Here is a 16,615-nt window from a genome sequence, read left to right on the forward strand (position 1 = left end):
GACTGGCTGGCCTGTTCCACCTGCTGGGCCAGGGTGCTCAAGGACGTCTGGGCAAACAGCGTGCGCAGGTCGATCTCGACGCCGAGGTTCTGGTGCAGACGCGCCTGCAATTGCACGGTGAGCAGCGAGTGGCCGCCGAGCTCGAGGAAACCATCATGGCGCCCGACCTGCTCCAGGCCGAGCAGGGTTTGCCAGATCCCGGCGATGGCGATTTCGGTGTCGCCCTGGGGCGCCTCGTAGGCCCTGTTGGCCAGGGACTCTTGGCCCGGTGCGGGCAGGGCCCGGCGGTCAAGTTTGCCGTTGGCGGTGAGGGGCAGGGCGTCGAGGTGCACGAAGGCGCTGGGCACCATGTATTCGGGCAGGTGCTTGAGTAGTTCGCTGCGCAACTGTTCGGCGCTGGCCGGTTGGCCGCACAGGTAGGCCACCAGGCGTTTGTTGTCCGGTTGCTCTGGGTTGTCCTCCCGGGCGATCACCACCACTTCACGAACACCGGGGCACAGCGCCAGGGCGGCTTCGACTTCACCGATCTCGATGCGCAAACCGCGAATTTTCACCTGGAAGTCGTTACGCCCCAGGTACTCCAGAGCACCGCTGGCCAGCCAGCGGCCGAGGTCGCCGGTCTTGTACAGGCGTGCGTTCGGGGCACTGCTGAACGGATCGACGATAAAGCGTTCGGCGCTCAGTTCAGGCTGGTTCAGGTAACCTCGAGCCACCCCGATGCCACCGATGTGGATTTCCCCGGCCACACCCAGCGGCAGTGGTTCGCCACGAGCATCCAGCACATGCATCTGGATGTTGGCAATCGGTCTGCCGATGGGCACGGTTTCGCCGGGATCACTGGGGCGGCATTGCCAGGCGGTCACATCGATGGCAGCCTCGGTCGGGCCGTACAGGTTATGCAACTCGATCCCCGCCAGTTGCTGTTCGAAGCGTCGTTGCAGGCTACGGGGCAGGGCTTCGCCACTGCATAACACCCGACGCAGGTCGGGGAAACCCTGGGTGTCGTGGTGTTCCAGAAACAAGTCGAGCATCGACGGCACAAAGTGCAGCATCGTGATTCCCGCGTGGCGCATCAGTCGGGTGAGGTAGTCCGGCTCCTGATGGCCACCCGGGCGCGCCATGACCAGTTCGGCACCGGCCAGCAATGGCAGGAAAAACTCCCACACCGACACGTCGAAACCGAACGGGGTCTTTTGCAATACCCGGTCGTTGGCGTCGACGCGGTATTCGTCTCGCGCCCACAGTAGGCGGTTGACCACGCCGAGGTGTTCATTCATCACCCCTTTGGGGGTACCGGTGGAGCCCGAGGTGTAGAGCACGTAGGCCAGGTGCGTCGGCGTGAGGCCCAGGGCCTGCGGGTCCGGGTTGTGCTCCGGTTGCGCGGCCAGTTGCGCATGATCATCGGCGTCGCGATCAATGGCCAGCAACGGGACGTTCAACGGTGGCAGATGGTCCAGCAGCTCGTGGCAACTGAGCACCGCCCGAGGGGCGCTGTCGCTGAGCATGAAGGCCTGGCGCGCGCTCGGCAGGTCCGGGTCGATCGGCACGTAGGCGCCGCCGGCCTTGAGAATTCCCAGTAGCGCGACAACCATTTCCGGGCCGCGCTTGAGGCACACGGCCACCCGGGCATCCGGCTCAACGCCGAGCGCGATCAGGCGGTGGGCGAGCTGATTGGCCTGGCGATTGAGCTGCCCGTAACTGAGCAACGGCCCGGAGTCGCCGCGCACGGCACAGGCGTGAGGGCGCAGCTCGGCCTGCTGCTCGAACAATGTGTGGATCAGCACATCCCGGGGGTACTCACGGGCAGTGGCATTGAACTCGACTTGCAGGCGCTGCTGCTCGGCCTGGCTCATGAGCGGGAAGTGCCCGACCGGCGTGTCATAGCCCTCCAGCACCGCTTCGAGCATCGAGACAATGCGCTGTTGCAAGTGCCGGGCTTCTTCAAGGCTGAAATAGGCGGTGTTGAAGTTGAAGTCCAGGTGCACGTCTTCGAACGGGTGGTAATCGCGCACGAAGATCGCCATGGGCGTCTGCTCGTAGCCGTTGTCCATTGTGATCACCCGGGACGAGGTGCCGCCGAACTGATCGTCACCGTCCAGGCTTTCGAACGACAGCGAGATGTCAAACAGTTGCCGACGCCCGGTTTGCGCCAGACGCAGGCTGCGGTTGAGTTCGGCGATGGGGAAGCGCTGATGACGGTAGCAGCGGCGCAACTGCCCGCCAGCGGTGTGCATCAGCTCCAGCAGCGAGGCCTGGGGATCGACCGGCAAGCGAATCGGGCTGACCGAAGAAAACATTCCCGCGGTGGCCTTTGCCCGGGCGGTGGTGCGGTTGTGAACCGGCATGCCGATGACGATTTCATCGACCCCCACGGTCCGGCAGAAATAGGTGCCGACCACGCTGATCAGCACATGGGCCACGGACAGGCTGCGTTCGCCGGCAAATTGCGTCAGGGCGTTGTACAGTGCCCGGGGAAGCATGGCCTGGACCTGGGCGCTGGGCGCCAGTTGGTTGGCCTGGCCGGTTTTGAAATCGGCCCGGCGTTGCAGTAGAGGCGGCGGCAATTGTGCATAGGTTTCCTGCCAGAACAGGCGGTCGCGCTCATAGCGGGACGACTGCAGGTAAGCCCGGTCTTCGTCGAGGAACGACAGATAGGAAGGCCCTTCGGCAACGTCGTCATTACCGGCCAGCAGGGCGTTGTAGGCGGCGCCCACGGCATGGCCGATCAGCGCCACGCCGATGCCGTCGGTGACCAGATGGTGGTAGCGGTTGAGCCAATAGTGACGGTCCGCGCCGCAACGGATCATGCGCGCTTCCCAAAGCTGTCCGGTCAGCGACTCGAACGGCTGGCGGAAGGCGTCGCGCAGGTGTTCCATGGCCAGCCCGGCATCGTCGTCGGCCTCGGAAAACTCCACCACTTGCAGTTTCAATTTGACTTGGGGCAGGACCCGTTGCCGACCGATTCCGCCTTCGTGGCTGAAGCTCAGACGCAAGGCATCGTGGCGGTTGGCGACCAGTTCGATGGCTTTCTCGAACAGCGCAATATCGATCTCGCCCCTGATTTCCAGAGACATGCCGATGTTGTAGTAGGGCAGGTCCGGGTGTGCGATCTGATCAAGCCAGATGCCCTGTTGGACCGAGGCCAGTTCGTGGGACGCGGAGTCTTGCGTGGGCAACATATCGGTCGACGAATCCATTTCGGGGCACCTGCTTGCAGAGTCAAATGAGGTTCGTCTCCGGTCGAAGGGCAGCGGTGCGTGAAGGCTTGGGCGACTGCAAATCGGCGGGACGAAAAAAAGTCGTGGGGAAAGGCATCGTGGCTGCGAACAAACACCTGGTGCGATGAGGTCGATTGGGGCGGCGTCGCGGCATGTCGATGGGCCGCCCTACCGTCCGGTTGCGCCGATGTCCTTCCACAAAGTGAGAAAAAATTAGAGCATCCGGCGCGGGATGTCTGTCATGGGAAGCAGGGACAACAGCGAAGAACGGGGCTTTGCGGCGCTTGGGCGCGGTTGCGCGAGTCTGTTATACCAACGGCCCTGAGTGTGCTTGCGAGGGTCGAAAATGCCACTGATAGACGAATCGAATCGCCCAGCGTCAAAGTTCTGGAGCCTGTCCCGCTTTCCCAATCACCCCCAGGCCGGGCCGGTCGAAGTGATCGATGCGCTGACGATTTCCAGAGAGGAGTTCACCCGCCAGTACGTCAATCGCAACCGTCCCTGCCTGATCAAAAATGCCGTGCGGCATTGGCCAGCCTTCCATAAGTGGAACCGACTGGACTACCTCAAGGCCCATTCGCGCAACAGTGCCGTGGTGGTGCGTTCACAGATCGTTTCGGAGGTCATCGGTTGGTCGAACCCTAAGGTCAAGGCCGAGTTGACCGAGTATGCAAACACGGTCTACCGGGAAATGCCGTTCCATGAGTTTCTTGACGGTCTGAGTGAAGGTCATGCTCCGCTGGTGGCCGACAGCTGTCGTTTTTCCGAAGGCTCGGCCATTGAGCAGATGAAGGAGGACGTCGGCGGCCTGCCGTTCATGCCGCAACTGAGCAAGTCGCGTCACTATCCCCCCCATCGCAGTTTCCTGTACCGCAACTCCTACACCGATTGGCATTTCCATGTCACCGATGAGACGTTCATGGCTCAAGTGGTCGGCGCCAAGGAAGTCCTGCTGCTGCCGCCGGACGAGACCAGTTGGCGGGCGTTGCAGCCGGTGATTGAAGAGGCCGGCTACCTGTACGACATCGACACCCGGCGTTTCCCCGGCACCCGGGGCTTGCATGCGTTGCGCACGGTGGTTGAACCGGGTGATGCGCTGTACATCCCGGTTTACTGGTGGCATGCGGTGCAATCGATGGACGATGAATTCGGCGTCACTGTCGCGGCGACGTTCCCGACGCCTTTGCATGTCAGTGGTGACATCCGCTCGCCCATCGCCAGGCGGGTGTTACGGACCTATCTGTTTTCCCGTTATGCACCGGTGGTGTTCGGCGCGGTGGCTTATTCCCTGGCCTATCGGCTGGTGCATAAACTGCTCGGTGCCGGTACGCCCCGCGATGTGCGTCAATGAGCCTCAAGAGCGGCCAACGGCAATTCGATCTGGGACGCAGTTTCTATTTTCTCTGGTGCGGTGAGTCTCTGGCGGTCGTGGGTACGGCGCTGATGGAGTTCGCCCTCGGCGTCTGGGTCTATACCCACACAGGTTCGGCGGTGGCCTTCGCCAACGTGGTGCTGGCGGCGACGTTGCCGGCGGTTCTGTTTCTGCCGTTGGCGGGAGGGCTGGCCGACCGGATCAGCCACCGGGTCATCATTGTCTGTTGCGATGTGAGCCTGGCGCTGCTGCTCTTCGGAGTCATGGCGCTGCTTTGGTTCGACCGCCTGGAGCCGCTGCACCTGTACATCTTCAATTGCCTGGCCTCGATAGTCGGCGCCTTCCGCAAACCGGCGTATCAAGCGGCCGTCAATTCGATTGTCGCCCCGGAAAAATTCACCCGCGCCTCGGGACTGATGAGTATCAGCAAGAATGCTTCGGCGTTGGTGGCTCCACTGTTGGCGGGGGCGATCATGGCCAAGGCCGGGCTGGTGACGATTCTGGCCGTGGACCTGATGACCTTTTGTTCCGGCACGTTACTGGTGATCAAGGCGTTTTCCCATGTGCGGCTGGCACCGGCGCATCACGACAGCGCCGGCAAGGGGTCGGTGTTTCGTGGCGCGCTGGGCAATATTGTCGCGGCGCTGAATTTCTTTGCCGCCGGACACCTCATGGCCGGATTGCTGGTTTACACCATGGTGCGCAGCGCACTGTTATCGCTGGCGACGCTGATGATGACGCCGTTGCTGCTGTCCACTCTGGGCAGCCAGACCCTGGGGATGGCCTACACCTGGGCGGCCCTGGGCGGGTTGTCCGGTGCGGGGCTGTTGATTTCCATGGGGAACCCGCGACGGTTGATGGCGCTGGTGGCGGTGGCCGATGTGTTGTTGTCGGTCTGCATCATCGCCATGGGGGTGGTCTCGCAAGCCTTTGCCTACTGCGCTCTGGCCTTCGTCGCCATCACGGCGGCGAGTGTCGCCGATGCCAGCGTGAACTCACTGTGGATGCGCAAGATTCCCGCCGGCAGCCGCGCCAGTGTGTTTGCGCTGATCAGCATGTTGACCATTGCCACCACCAGCCTGGCGGTCTTCGGCGGCGGTTTGCTGGTCGATCACTGGTTCCAGCCGGCCTTGGTGCCGGGCGGCCTCTACGCCGAGTCGATCGGTCGCTGGCTGGGGGTGGGCGCGGGGCGGGGCGTGGGGATGCTGTTCGTGGTGGCGGGTGCGCTTTTTGCGCTCATGTCCCTGAGTGTCTTGCTCTACGGGCCGATGCGCCGCCTGGACAGAGAACAACCGCAGGCTACCGCCGTACGGGCATCCGACAGCCCTCAGGTCGACGCCCTGTGAGACCTGGCCCGGCCTGTTGTACCGGATTCCCGTGACAGACAGGCCGGGGCTGTTGGGTCAACCTTTGCAGCTCTTTCTGCCGCGCCCGCGTCGCGGGTATGGCAGGACTGCGCTCGCATCGTCATCTGAGCCGACAACCCTCGATAAAAGGAGCACCTATGCGTCCGTCGTTTTATGAACCCAGCCGCTTTCCGCAATTGAAAAACCTTGCCGACAACTGGGAAGTGATTCGCCAGGAATTTCTCGCCCTCGATGCACCGACCCTGACCATCAACCGTGTGGGCAAGTCGATCACCGAGATCGTCGATGAAGTCGCCGCGCACGTGGAGGCCGGTGGTGAATATGGCTGGCTCTGGGGGTGGGGCGACGACATGGACGTCATGCCCGAATGGACGCAATACGGCCTGGTCGCCTATGACACGCCAATCCCCTACGCTCGCGCCGCCATGCCGGGAACCCTCGAGCTGTTGAGCAAGATTCCCGGGATTAAACTCTGTGCCTTGTTGCGCATGGAACCCAATGTTTTCCTCGGCACCCATTCCCACACCGGCACCTGGGAAGAAGGCCTGCTGCATATGCAGTTGACCATCGATGCGCCCACTACCCAGAACTACGCCTACCTCAACGTCAACGGCAGTTTCAACCAAAGTACCAATGGCAACCTGGTGATCTTCGACGGCTCGCTCGACCACTTCGCGGTCAACGCCTCCAGGGCTCACCGCACCGTGCTGTACCTCGAGTTCCATCGCGAAAAACACATGGTCGCCTGACGTAAGACAGAGACGTTCAATTCATGCTGCGATTTTTAAAGGAAACCCTCAACCCCGGGTGATCGCCCGGGGTCTGGAGGGAAGGTTGGCGGGGGGTCAGACAACAGCCGGTTCGGTCAACTCGAGGAAGCGAAAGGCGGTCTGTTTCGAGCGTTGGGTAGACTCGAAGAACGCCAGGTGGCTACCGTTGCGTTCCACGTGCAGTGTCGCGTCACTGATGGACTGAGCGATGTGCCGAGAACCTCCGATGTGGGTGGTTTCATCGGCGTCGCCGGCGACCACCAGGGTCGGTACCGAAATCTGCGCCAGCCGCGACTGCAGCTCGGTCTTGTTCAGTGCGTCGTTGAGTCGCGCATAGCGGTAGAACAGTTCCGGATTGACGTAAGGGTAGAGCGCGGCATGGGCAATCGATTCCGGAATGGTCGCCAGTGTCGCCTGATCCAGGAACAACGCCTGTAAATCGCTGGCCTCATTGCGGTCCAGGGCTGCGGCCTCCATCAGCCATTCGAAATTCTGCTGGTGCTGGGTGCGCAGGGTGTCGTCGCCCAGGTTGTAGTCACCGTGCCACAGGCTCAGGGACTTCACCCGAGTACTGTGGGCGGCGGCCGCGCTGAGGGCGATCACTGCACCGCCGCAGATACCCATCACGTGCGCGGTCGTTATCTGGTAATGATTCATCACGTTGATCAGGTCACCGACCTGGGCGTCGGTATCCACCGCTATCTGGTCGAAGGTCGTGCAGGAACCGAACAGCCCGCGGGTTTCCCAGGTGACGACGAAGAACCGCTCGCTCAGGGCATTGAACCAGTCGCGGCACAGGTCGAAGGGCATGCCGCAGGGCAGTGCCAGGACGATGGCCGGACGCTGCCGGTTCCCGCTGGCATGGACCGACAACGCCACATGATCACGGGTAATCAGGTGCAATGCCTCGACCTCTGGCACTGCACCGCTGAAGTCGAAATGTCTGATCAGCCGCCCGAACGCCTTGACGCTTTCGACATCGTCGAAGCGGTCATAGGTATAATCGAGCGCCTCGCAGATTTTCTTGCTGATAAATATCTCAAAGGACGACAGTTGCGCCTCGGCATTGTGCAGGTACTGCACGGTGCGGACGCCAATCCGTGCAAGGGCGGCATTGACCGCCCTTTCTGTGGCCCTCACGCTGGGGGAAGCCTGCTCGGGTAGCGGGTTATTTCCCTGAGCGAGAAAGCTCAGGCAGATAGGATCGGGCAGATGGATGGCAAGGTGCCTAAGCATCCTCACGGTCTCACACAGGCGCGTGGCTGCGTCGGTGGAAAAAGTCATGGATTGGGGACTCCTGTCGGGCACGTTGCGCATGCCAACTGTCGTATGGCATTGAAGGGATCAGACCGCTTCGAATTTTTTGCCGCGAGTGGTGTGGGTGACGAGGCGGTTGTATTCCGGGGTCGTATCGCCGATTACCTGAACCGCGCCGTACTTCTCAAGGCTGATACGTCCGCCGTATTCCTCGATGTGATCGGAGTCCGGGTAGATCTTCACGAACGACGGCACATAGCGCGAGGCGAAGCCCATACGCATGTCCTGGGACTCGCCGCTGTGGGGGTAGGAGGCGTGCATCAGGGTCGACCAGAAAATGATGAACTGGCCAGCCTTCATCTGCATGGGTACGGCGGCCTCTTCATCGGGTTTCCAGTTCTCGTCGATCTGCAGCTGGCGATAGTCGTAGCCGAAGAACCCGCGTCTGACGCCATCCTTGACCACCGAGTTGTTGGTGTCGGGGGCATAGCTCATGCGCTTGGTTTCGTCGTAGTTCATGCTGTTCTGGGTGCCGGGAATGAATTGCAGGCAACCGTTGGCAATGTTGGCGTCGGTGAACGCGGTCCAGACGGTAATGGTGCCGCCGAACTCTTCGTTTTCCGGCCAGATGATCTGCGGCTTGCCCGAGGCATTGGCAAACGTGTCGGCCTGGTGCCAGTCAGTGCCTTCATCACCCGGGTATTTGGGGAAGAACTCGGTGCGCCAGCACAGCACGTCCGGGCCCAGAATGCTTTCCACACGGTCGCAGATTTCCGGACGGCAGATGTGGCTGGCGAGGAAGTCGTCGTCCAGGTGGCGATCATAGTTGGCGATGTTGGTCGCGCCGGAGATGGCGTCCAGATCCTGGTAGGCCGCGGCGCTGCGGTCGAGCAGGCGCAGGCGGGTGCGTTTCCAGGTCTCTTTCATTTCTTCTGGCGAGTAGGCATCGAAAGGACCGATAAAACCGTTCTTCTCGAAGGACGCGCGTTGTTCTTTGGTTAAAGCGAACTGCTTACTCATGGGCTTTTCCTTTTCGGTCAATGGGCTTGAACAAGGGAGCGTTGAATGCAGCCGGCCAGCACTTTGGCTGTCGCGCCGTCCGCCAGGACGCCGGGGTCCAGGTTGATTTGGTAGCGCGTCTTGAACGTGCTCAGGGAGCGGATCAAGGCCAGGGAAGTGCCGCCGAAATCGAAGAAGTCATCGTTCAGGCCAATGCTTTTCAAACCGATATCTTCGGACCAGACCTTGAGCACGAACTGCTCATGCTCGGTGAGTCCCGGTTCGCTGGCGGGGTGGGCGGTCGCGGGGACCGAGTCGGGCGAGGGCAGCAGGCTTTTGTCGATCTTGCCGTGGGCCGTGACCGGCAACCGCGCCAATGCAATGTAGGCCGAAGGGCGCATGTAATCCGGCAGGTTGTCGGCCATCAAGGTGGCGACTTCGCTACGGGTCTGTTCGGTCCAGGCGTCCACGCCGTGGGTGGGGACCACATAGGTGATCAGGCGCCAGTCGCCATCGCCGTAATCGTGGGCGCTCACGTGTGCGGCGGCCACCGCCGGGCTGGTTTGCAGGCAGGCTTCGACTTCGCCCGGTTCGATCCGGAAACCGCGAATCTTCAATTGCTCATCGCAACGGCCTGCGTAGCGATACTCGCCGTCATCACCCAGCACCAGCAGGTCGCCGGTGCGGTAGGTGCGGATCGAGGTGCCCGGTAACTGCACGAAGCGTTCGGCGTTCAGGGCTGAGCGCTGCAGGTATCCCTGGGCAACGCCGGCGCCTTCGATGTACAGCTCGCCGGCGGTGCCCTGAGCTACCGGCAGCTGATCGGCATCGAGCAAATGCAGACGCCAGCCATCCAGCGGGGCGCCGATTGAAACCATCGCGGCGCTTTCCAGGTCCTGGCCCAGCACGCGTTTGTAAGTGGTGTGAACGGTGGCTTCGGTGATGCCGTACATGTTGATCAACGCCGGCTTCTGGTCGCCATGACGTTCGACCCATGGGCGCAGCACCGTGGCCGGCAACGCCTCGCCACCGAAAACCACATAACGCAGGGTCAGAGGGGCGCTGGCCTGGCGGTCGGCATCATCGAGACCACGGAAGGCCGATGGTGTCTGGCTCAACACGGTCACGCGCTGATCGACCAGCCATTGGCGCATGGCACCGGGCGAGCGAGACACATCGTAAGGCACCACGGCAACGTGACCACCATGAGCCAGGGCGCCCCAGATTTCCCAGACCGAGAAATCAAAACCGATGGAATGGAACATTGACCAGATGTCGTTTTCGGTGAAGGCGAACGCTCGTTGCGTGCTTTCCAGCAGACGACTGACGTTACCGTGCGCCACCAGTACGCCCTTGGGCTCACCGGTGGAGCCGGAGGTGTAGATGACGTAGGCCGGCGCATCGTCGGGGGAGCGGCGGTCGCCATCGGTGGTCAATTCCAGCGCCGGGGCGGACAACAAATCAGCGAGGGGCAGGACACGCAGGGACGGGGTTTGCGGCAGGTTCGCGCGATCGCCGATCACCAGACTGACGCCACTGTCGCGCACGATGTGTTCGACCCGTTTGCCAGGGTATTGCGGATCGACCGGGACATACGCGCCGCCGGCCTTGAGGATGCCCAACAGGCTGATGACCAGTTCGACGCCGCGTGTCAGGCACATCCCGACCAGCGTACCGTCCTTGACGCCTTCGTGACGCAACCTGGCCGCCAGCTTCGACGAAACCGCATCGAGTTCTGCATAACTCAATGCGCGAGTGGCGTCGGACACCGCCGTGCGCTCAGGGAATTCACGCGCCCGGGCGCTGAATATTTCATGCAGGAAAGCACCGGAGGTGAGGGGGGCTGGCGCGGTGATAACCGTTCCGCCAGTGTTCTTGATCGGCATGACTAACGCTCCTGTTAATTGCCAGGTGCAGCACATTTTCGCGTTTGCGAAACCTGTTGCACTCGAGACATCGCTGCGGCCCACGGGATTCGTTCGAAGAGCCGGGGCAATCCGCAGTTGCCGCATTTCAGCACCGACTTCGTGCCTGCGTCTGTCGCGGGAAATGGGGACAAACCGTCTTCGGGGCGGATTGGCTGTCGGGGTCGGTGACGTCTGTCCCGGATTGCGGTGCCAGACAGCACCGTGGATCGGTGCTTTTATCCTTGGCCGATGGTGGGGCGTATTGGTTTTGCCCCGTACGACGTGGACGTGAGGATCTGTGGTTCAGGAGTTATTCATGAGTCTTCAAACTAACGCTACGCCCGTCATGCCCGATGACGGGATGCCGGATTCGCTGGCCTGGCCCGATCAGGGACGCGACGAATCGGTGAGGTTGTCGTTGCTGGCCGCCGGTTTGAGTTTGCCGGTAGTCATCGAGCCGATCAGCCATGGGCTGGATCCGGTGCTGTGGGCCGCCACACGTCGCGAGGCGATCGAGGCATTGCTGTGTCGCCACGGGGCCGTGCTGTTTCGCGGCTTTGACCTCGGTTCGGTGCCAGCCTTCGAGGCGTTTGCCGAAGCCTTGTCGCCCGGGCTGCATGGCAGTTATGGCGACCTGCCGAAGAAAGAGGGCGGGCGTAATGTCTATCGCTCCACGCCTTATCCCGAGCGCGAGATGATCCTGTATCACAACGAGAGCTCGCACCTGGAAAGCTGGCCGCGCAAGCAATGGTTTTTTTGCGAGCAGCCATCACGGGTCGGTGGCGCGACGCCGCTGGCCGACATCCGGCAAGTGTTGCAGTGCTTGCCCGCAGAAGTCGTCGCGCGTTTCGAACACAAGGGGCTGATGTACAGCCGCACCTTCACCTCGGGCGTCGAGCCGAGTTGGGAGTCGTTCTTCGGGACCACCGACCGGGCCGCTGTCGAACAGCGCTGCCGTGAACAGGGCACCGACTTTGAATGGCTCGACGGCGAAACCCTGCAAGTGCGCACCCGCTGCCCGGCGGTGATCCGTCATCCACTCACCGGGGAACGGGCGTTCTTCAACCAGCTGCAGCTGCATCATCCGTTTTGCCTCGGGGAGGAAATGCGCGAAGACCTGCTCGATATGTTCGGCGCCGATCGCCTGCCGCGCACCGTCAGCTACGGCGACGGGACGCTGATAGAAGACGACATCATGGCGTTGCTTGGCCAAGCCTACGAGGCCTGTGCGGTCAGGTTCGCCTGGCGCAAGGGTGATGTGGTCATGCTCGACAACATGCTGACCGCGCATGCACGTGACCCTTACGAAGAACCGCGCCTTATCGTCGTGGCCATGGGTGAGATGACCGCCAGGGGCGACGTCTGGCAGCCAGCATGACCACGCTGTTTAACAAAGATTGCTGTTTTGTACCGGCAATCCGGGACAGCGGTTCCAGTCGCGATACGTACACTTGATGCCTGCACGATCCTGGGGCAACGAAGCCTGCGCCACACACAGCGATTGCAAAAAGGCCATCGGCCGGCGAGACCACAACCGGCAGTGCCCTGTCGCGAGTCCATTTGAGGATAGCAATCAATGAAAGACAAGAAAGCGAAGAAGTCCAAGCCGGGCTCCGTCATGCGCCTGCTGTGGCGCAATCACCCCTGGCTGACGATCTTCACGTTGATTACCGGCATCATCAGCGGGGTAGCGTCGATCGCGGTGGTGAATGTGATCAACCAGGCTATTCACAATGAAGGCTCTCGCATGGATGCCTTGTACTGGTTTATCGGGCTGAGCGCCGTGGCGCTAATTTTCCGCAATGGCGCAGCGCTGTTTCCGGCCTATGCCAGCATGCGGATCATGACGCGGTTGCGCATCGCGCTGTGCCGAAAAATTCTCGCCACGCCGCTGGAAGAAGTTGACCGGCGCGGTCCGCCCAATGTGCTGACCATGCTGACCAACGATATTCCGCAGCTGAATACGACACTCGTGGTCATGCCCACGGTACTGGTCGAGGCGGCGGTGTTTCTGTTCGGTATTGCCTACCTGGCTTACCTGTCGTGGGTGGTCCTTGCCTTGACCCTTTCGCTGATGATTTTGGGGGTGGGACTTTACCTGTTCTTCTTTGTCAGTGGCGTCAGGTATACCAGCCGGGTACGGGACGAATTTACCTCGTTCAACGAATACACCCATGCGCTGGTGTTCGGCTTGAAGGAACTGAAGCTCAATGGCATCCGGCGTCGCTGGTTCGGTCGCTCCGCCATTGAGGCGTCCTCTACGCGAGTGGCGCGCTACAACTTTATTGAGCGCCTGTGGTACACCGCGGCGGACAACGTCGGGCAGTTCACCCTGTCGCTGTTGATCGGTTGCCTGCTGTTTGCCGCGCCACTGGTCAGTGCGCTCGATCCGAAAGTCATGACCGCCAGCGTGCTGGCCGTTTTGTACATCATGGGGCCGCTTTCATTGTTGGTGGGGGCGATGCCGGTGCTGGCGCAAGGTCGTATCGCCTGTACGCGCCTGGCGGAGTTCGGTTTCGCGATCAACGACCCACACCCGGAACCCGTCGGTGTCGAAGAGCCCAGCGTGCCGCTGCTGGACCACAAGAAGTCCTGGGACAGCATCGAGTTGAAAGGCGTGCGGATGCATTATCAGGACCTGCACGCAGCGACCGGCTTCTCCCTGGGGCCTATCGACCTGAGCGTGCAAGCGGGTGAGTTGATCTACATCGTGGGTGGCAACGGGTGCGGCAAAAGCACCCTGGCCAAGGTGATCTGCGGGCTCTATATCCCGCAGAGCGGTGAGGTGCTGCTCGACGGCACAACGATTACCGAAGAAAGCCGAAGCGATTATCGCGATCTGTTTTCCGCGGTGTTCTCTGACTTTCATCTGTTCAACCGCCTCATCGGCCCCGACGAAGACGACGGCAGCCCTGCACTGGCTCAGAAGTACCTTGAGACACTGGGCCTGGCCGACAAAATCAAGATCGAAGGGCTTGGTTATTCAACCATGAAGGCGCTGTCTTACGGCCAGCAGAAACGCCTGGCGCTGGTGTGCGCGTACATGGAAGACCGACCGGTCTATGTGCTGGACGAATGGGCTGCCGACCAGGATCCGCCGTTCAAGAAGTTCTTCTACGAAGAGTTGCTGCCCGACCTCAAACGTCGCGGCAAGACGGTGCTGATCATTACCCATGACGACCAGTACTTCCAATTGGCCGATCGCATTATCAAGTTGGCGGATGGGCACATCGTGTCCGATATCAACTGCGCAATCCGCGACAAGCGAGCCTGAACGACCGCTTCGACGGCATCGTCTGGCTTGCGATGTCGTCGCGACAACACGTCTGCAAACCTGTGAAAGATGCCTGACATCACGCCGTCAACCCGCTGGGGCGAGTCCTCTGCAGGGTGCGATGTCTCGCCAGGACGATCCGCTCGTTCATTGATCCTGCATCAACCCCAGGCGTGCCTGTTGCTTTGGTTCCGGGCAGCACTGACAAATCTCTGAGAAGGAACGTATGAAATTTTTCTTTGCTCGTGCTGTGGGCGACGTTGTCGCAACAGGCTTTGCGTTGACCCATCCGGGGCGTGAAAAACCGCTGGGCTTGATGGCGGATGTGTCGGAGAGCGGATCATGAATCAACCTCTGCGACTTTCAGAAACCTACCCCCTGACGGCAGCCCAGAGGGACATCTGGCTGGACCAGATGACCCGGGGCGATTCACCCTTGTACACCATCGGTGGCTATCTCGAAATCAAGGGGACTCTCGATCCCGAGCGTTTCCAGCGGGCGGTCGACCTGTTGATTAAAAAGCACGATGCCCTGCGCACGGTACTGCATTCTGACGCCGGCGCAGAGGGGGTGCCCAGGCAGACGCTGGCAGACGTGCTGGCGCACCCGGTTGAACTGCATGATTTTTCTGATCGGCCTGACCCGCAGGCGTCGGCGCAAGCCTGGATGCAGCAACGAATGGAGATTGTGCTTCCACTGGACGGGGGCCTGCTGTTTCGCTTCTATCTGCTCAAACTCGATGAAGCGTCGTTCTATTTCGTCGCTCACGTTCACCACATCATCCTGGACGGGTGGGGCATCAGCGTGATGTTCGACTCCCTCGGCGAGCTTTACAGTGCGCTGGAAAGTGACCGGTTGCCTGACCTGTCGGCGCCGTCTTACGTGGCGTTCATCGACGACGATGCGCGCTATCGCGACTCCCCTCGGTTCGCCCGTGACCAGCAATATTGGCTGGAAAAATATCAGGATGTGCCAGAGCCATTGTTCGTGGCGCGTTACCGCGATCGCTACCCGAATCGTATGGCTCCCAGCCGCCATGCCGCGTGGCGCTATGAACATGGGTTGAACGAACGGGTCGACGCTTTGGCGCAGGCACATCAATCGTCGCGCTTCGCTGTGCTGCTTGCGGCGCTGTATGTCTATTTTGTCCGTACCAACCAGCGCGAAGAGCTGGTGATCGGTCTGCCGATCCTGAACCGCTCCAACGCGACCTTCAAAAAGACCCTGGGGCTGTTCACCCAAGTGAGTGCCGTGCGGCTGCAGTTCAGTGCTGATCTGTCGTTCGGCGAGCTGGTGCGTGGGGTGGCGCGTACGCTCAAGCAGGACTATCGCAACCAGCGGTTTCCCCTGAGCGATATGAACCGTTCGCTGGGGCTGCTGCGCGACGACCGCGCGCAGCTGTTCGACGTATCGTTCTCCTATGAGCCGGACGACCATCGGTTCATGTTTGGAGAGGCACCGGCCCATCCGGTGAAATGCTCGAACAATCATGAGCAGACGCCGTTGGCCATTCATGTCAGGAGCAACCCGCACGACGACAGCGCCTGGCTGCACTGCATCTACAACGAAGCGTACTTCCAGACAGGTGAAATCGAGGTGATGGCCGACCGCTTCCAGCATGTGCTGGAGCAGGGGTTGAACGATGACGGGTTACCGATCCAGGGTTTTATTCTGCCGACGCCGGCCGAAGCACTCAGGTTCCAGGCGTGGAACGCGACCGACGCGCAGTATGAGCATGACTGCACGATCCATGGTCTGTTCGAAGCCCGGGCAGCGGCGCAACCTGACGCGGTGGCCGTGGTGTATGAGGACCGGACACTGACCTACGGCGCACTCAACGCCCGTGCCAATCAGGTGGCGCACCGCCTGCTGGCCCTTGGGATTTGCCCGGATGATCGGGTGGCGATCTGTGTCGAGCGCGGTCTGGACATGATTGTCGGCCTGCTGGGGATCTTGAAGTCCGGCGCAGGCTATGTGCCGCTGGACCCGGCCTATCCCCGGGAGCGTCTGGCCTTCATGCTCGACGACAGTGCTCCGGTCGCTTTGCTCACTCAATCGCAGTTGCAGGTTCAGCTACCGGCGCTNTGTCGGCCTGCTGGGGATCTTGAAGTCCGGCGCAGGCTATGTGCCGCTGGACCCGGCCTATCCCCGGGAGCGTCTGGCCTTCATGCTCGACGACAGTGCTCCGGTCGCTTTGCTCACTCAATCGCAGTTGCAGGTTCAGCTACCGGCGCTGCAGGTTCCGGTGTTACTGCTCGACCAGCCCGAGGCGGCGGGTATCGCGGCACAGCCACAGCACAATCCCGATGTTCGCGCACTGGCTTCGCACCACTTGGCGTATGTGATTTACACCTCGGGTTCGACCGGCCTGCCGAAAGGCGTGATGGTCGAACACCGCAATGTCGCGCGGCTGTTTTCGGCGACGCAGCCCTGGTTCGACTTCAACCCGCA

10 protein-coding genes are annotated in these 16,615 nt (G+C 61.4%); 6 read left to right on the forward strand and 4 right to left on the reverse strand.

The window, feature by feature from the left end; all coding sequences use genetic code 11:
- Positions 1-3,197: amino acid adenylation domain-containing protein (locus MMG91_RS28500; RefSeq protein ID WP_310661415.1), on the reverse strand; the 3,197-nt coding region annotated here is incomplete at its 3' end.
- Between the two features lie 367 nt (positions 3,198-3,564).
- On the opposite strand from MMG91_RS28500, the gene MMG91_RS28505 reads away from it, so the two are divergent.
- The 3 genes from MMG91_RS28505 to MMG91_RS28515 all read left to right on the forward strand — a co-directional run bounded on the left by MMG91_RS28505 (position 3,565) and on the right by MMG91_RS28515 (position 6,706).
- On the forward strand, positions 3,565-4,569 hold the full coding sequence (locus MMG91_RS28505) for a cupin-like domain-containing protein (RefSeq protein WP_310661416.1): 1,005 nt from the start codon (positions 3,565-3,567) through the stop codon (positions 4,567-4,569).
- Entirely contained in the window at positions 4,566-5,936 is a 1,371-nt protein-coding gene (locus MMG91_RS28510) for an MFS transporter (protein ID WP_310661417.1), read from the forward strand. The genes MMG91_RS28505 and MMG91_RS28510 overlap by 4 nt, the downstream gene beginning before the upstream one ends.
- Before the next feature lie 158 nt (positions 5,937-6,094).
- Positions 6,095-6,706 (forward strand): aspartyl/asparaginyl beta-hydroxylase domain-containing protein, encoded by a 612-nt coding sequence (locus MMG91_RS28515; RefSeq protein WP_310661418.1) that lies wholly within the window; start codon positions 6,095-6,097, stop codon positions 6,704-6,706.
- Positions 6,707-6,802: 96 nt separating this feature from the next.
- On the opposite strand, the gene syrC is transcribed toward MMG91_RS28515, so the two are convergent.
- From syrC to syrB1, 3 genes are read right to left on the reverse strand one after another with little or no spacing between them, the layout of a single operon-like run.
- Positions 6,803-8,011: a syringomycin E biosynthesis aminoacyltransferase SyrC gene (gene syrC / locus MMG91_RS28520; RefSeq protein WP_310661419.1), complete on the reverse strand. Its 1,209-nt coding sequence runs from the start codon at positions 8,009-8,011 to the stop codon at positions 6,803-6,805.
- A gap of 60 nt (positions 8,012-8,071) precedes the next feature.
- Positions 8,072-9,004, reverse strand: a complete 933-nt coding sequence (gene syrB2, locus MMG91_RS28525) for a syringomycin E biosynthesis L-threonyl-[L-threonyl-carrier protein] 4-chlorinase SyrB2 (protein WP_310661420.1) — start codon at positions 9,002-9,004, stop codon at positions 8,072-8,074.
- A 17-nt stretch (positions 9,005-9,021) separates the two neighbouring features.
- The gene (gene syrB1, locus MMG91_RS28530; protein ID WP_310661421.1) at positions 9,022-10,869 is read right to left on the reverse strand and encodes a syringomycin E biosynthesis L-threonine--[L-threonyl-carrier protein] ligase SyrB1; all 1,848 of its coding nucleotides are present in this window, start codon (positions 10,867-10,869) and stop codon (positions 9,022-9,024) included.
- Positions 10,870-11,206: 337 nt separating this feature from the next.
- On the opposite strand from syrB1, the gene MMG91_RS28535 reads away from it, so the two are divergent.
- The 3 genes from MMG91_RS28535 to MMG91_RS28545 form a co-directional block, all read left to right on the forward strand.
- Positions 11,207-12,268, forward strand: a complete 1,062-nt coding sequence (locus MMG91_RS28535; protein ID WP_310661422.1) for a TauD/TfdA family dioxygenase — start codon at positions 11,207-11,209, stop codon at positions 12,266-12,268.
- 198 nt (positions 12,269-12,466) lie between these two features.
- Positions 12,467-14,164 (forward strand): cyclic peptide export ABC transporter, encoded by a 1,698-nt coding sequence (locus MMG91_RS28540; RefSeq protein WP_310661423.1) that lies wholly within the window; start codon positions 12,467-12,469, stop codon positions 14,162-14,164.
- A 342-nt stretch (positions 14,165-14,506) separates the two neighbouring features.
- A partial coding sequence (locus MMG91_RS28545) for a condensation domain-containing protein (protein ID WP_405046569.1) occupies positions 14,507-16,615 on the forward strand: 2,109 nt, incomplete at its 3' end.

Origin of the sequence: Pseudomonas sp. JL3 (assembly GCF_031570575.1) — a bacterium.
Classification (GTDB): domain Bacteria; phylum Pseudomonadota; class Gammaproteobacteria; order Pseudomonadales; family Pseudomonadaceae; genus Aquipseudomonas; species Aquipseudomonas cucumis.

Excerpts from the sequence above, each read along its gene's own strand:
- MMG91_RS28505 (WP_310661416.1), top strand. The coding sequence starts at position 3,565 with ATGCCACTGATAGACGAATCGAATCGCCCAGCGTCAAAGTTCTGGAGC.
- MMG91_RS28510 (WP_310661417.1), top strand. The coding sequence starts at position 4,566 with ATGAGCCTCAAGAGCGGCCAACGGCAATTCGATCTGGGACGCAGTTTC.
- MMG91_RS28515 (WP_310661418.1), top strand. The coding sequence starts at position 6,095 with ATGCGTCCGTCGTTTTATGAACCCAGCCGCTTTCCGCAATTGAAAAAC.
- syrC (WP_310661419.1), bottom strand. The coding sequence starts at position 8,011 with ATGACTTTTTCCACCGACGCAGCCACGCGCCTGTGTGAGACCGTGAGG.
- syrB2 (WP_310661420.1), bottom strand. The coding sequence starts at position 9,004 with ATGAGTAAGCAGTTCGCTTTAACCAAAGAACAACGCGCGTCCTTCGAG.
- syrB1 (WP_310661421.1), bottom strand. The coding sequence starts at position 10,869 with ATGCCGATCAAGAACACTGGCGGAACGGTTATCACCGCGCCAGCCCCC.
- MMG91_RS28535 (WP_310661422.1), top strand. The coding sequence starts at position 11,207 with ATGAGTCTTCAAACTAACGCTACGCCCGTCATGCCCGATGACGGGATG.
- MMG91_RS28540 (WP_310661423.1), top strand. The coding sequence starts at position 12,467 with ATGAAAGACAAGAAAGCGAAGAAGTCCAAGCCGGGCTCCGTCATGCGC.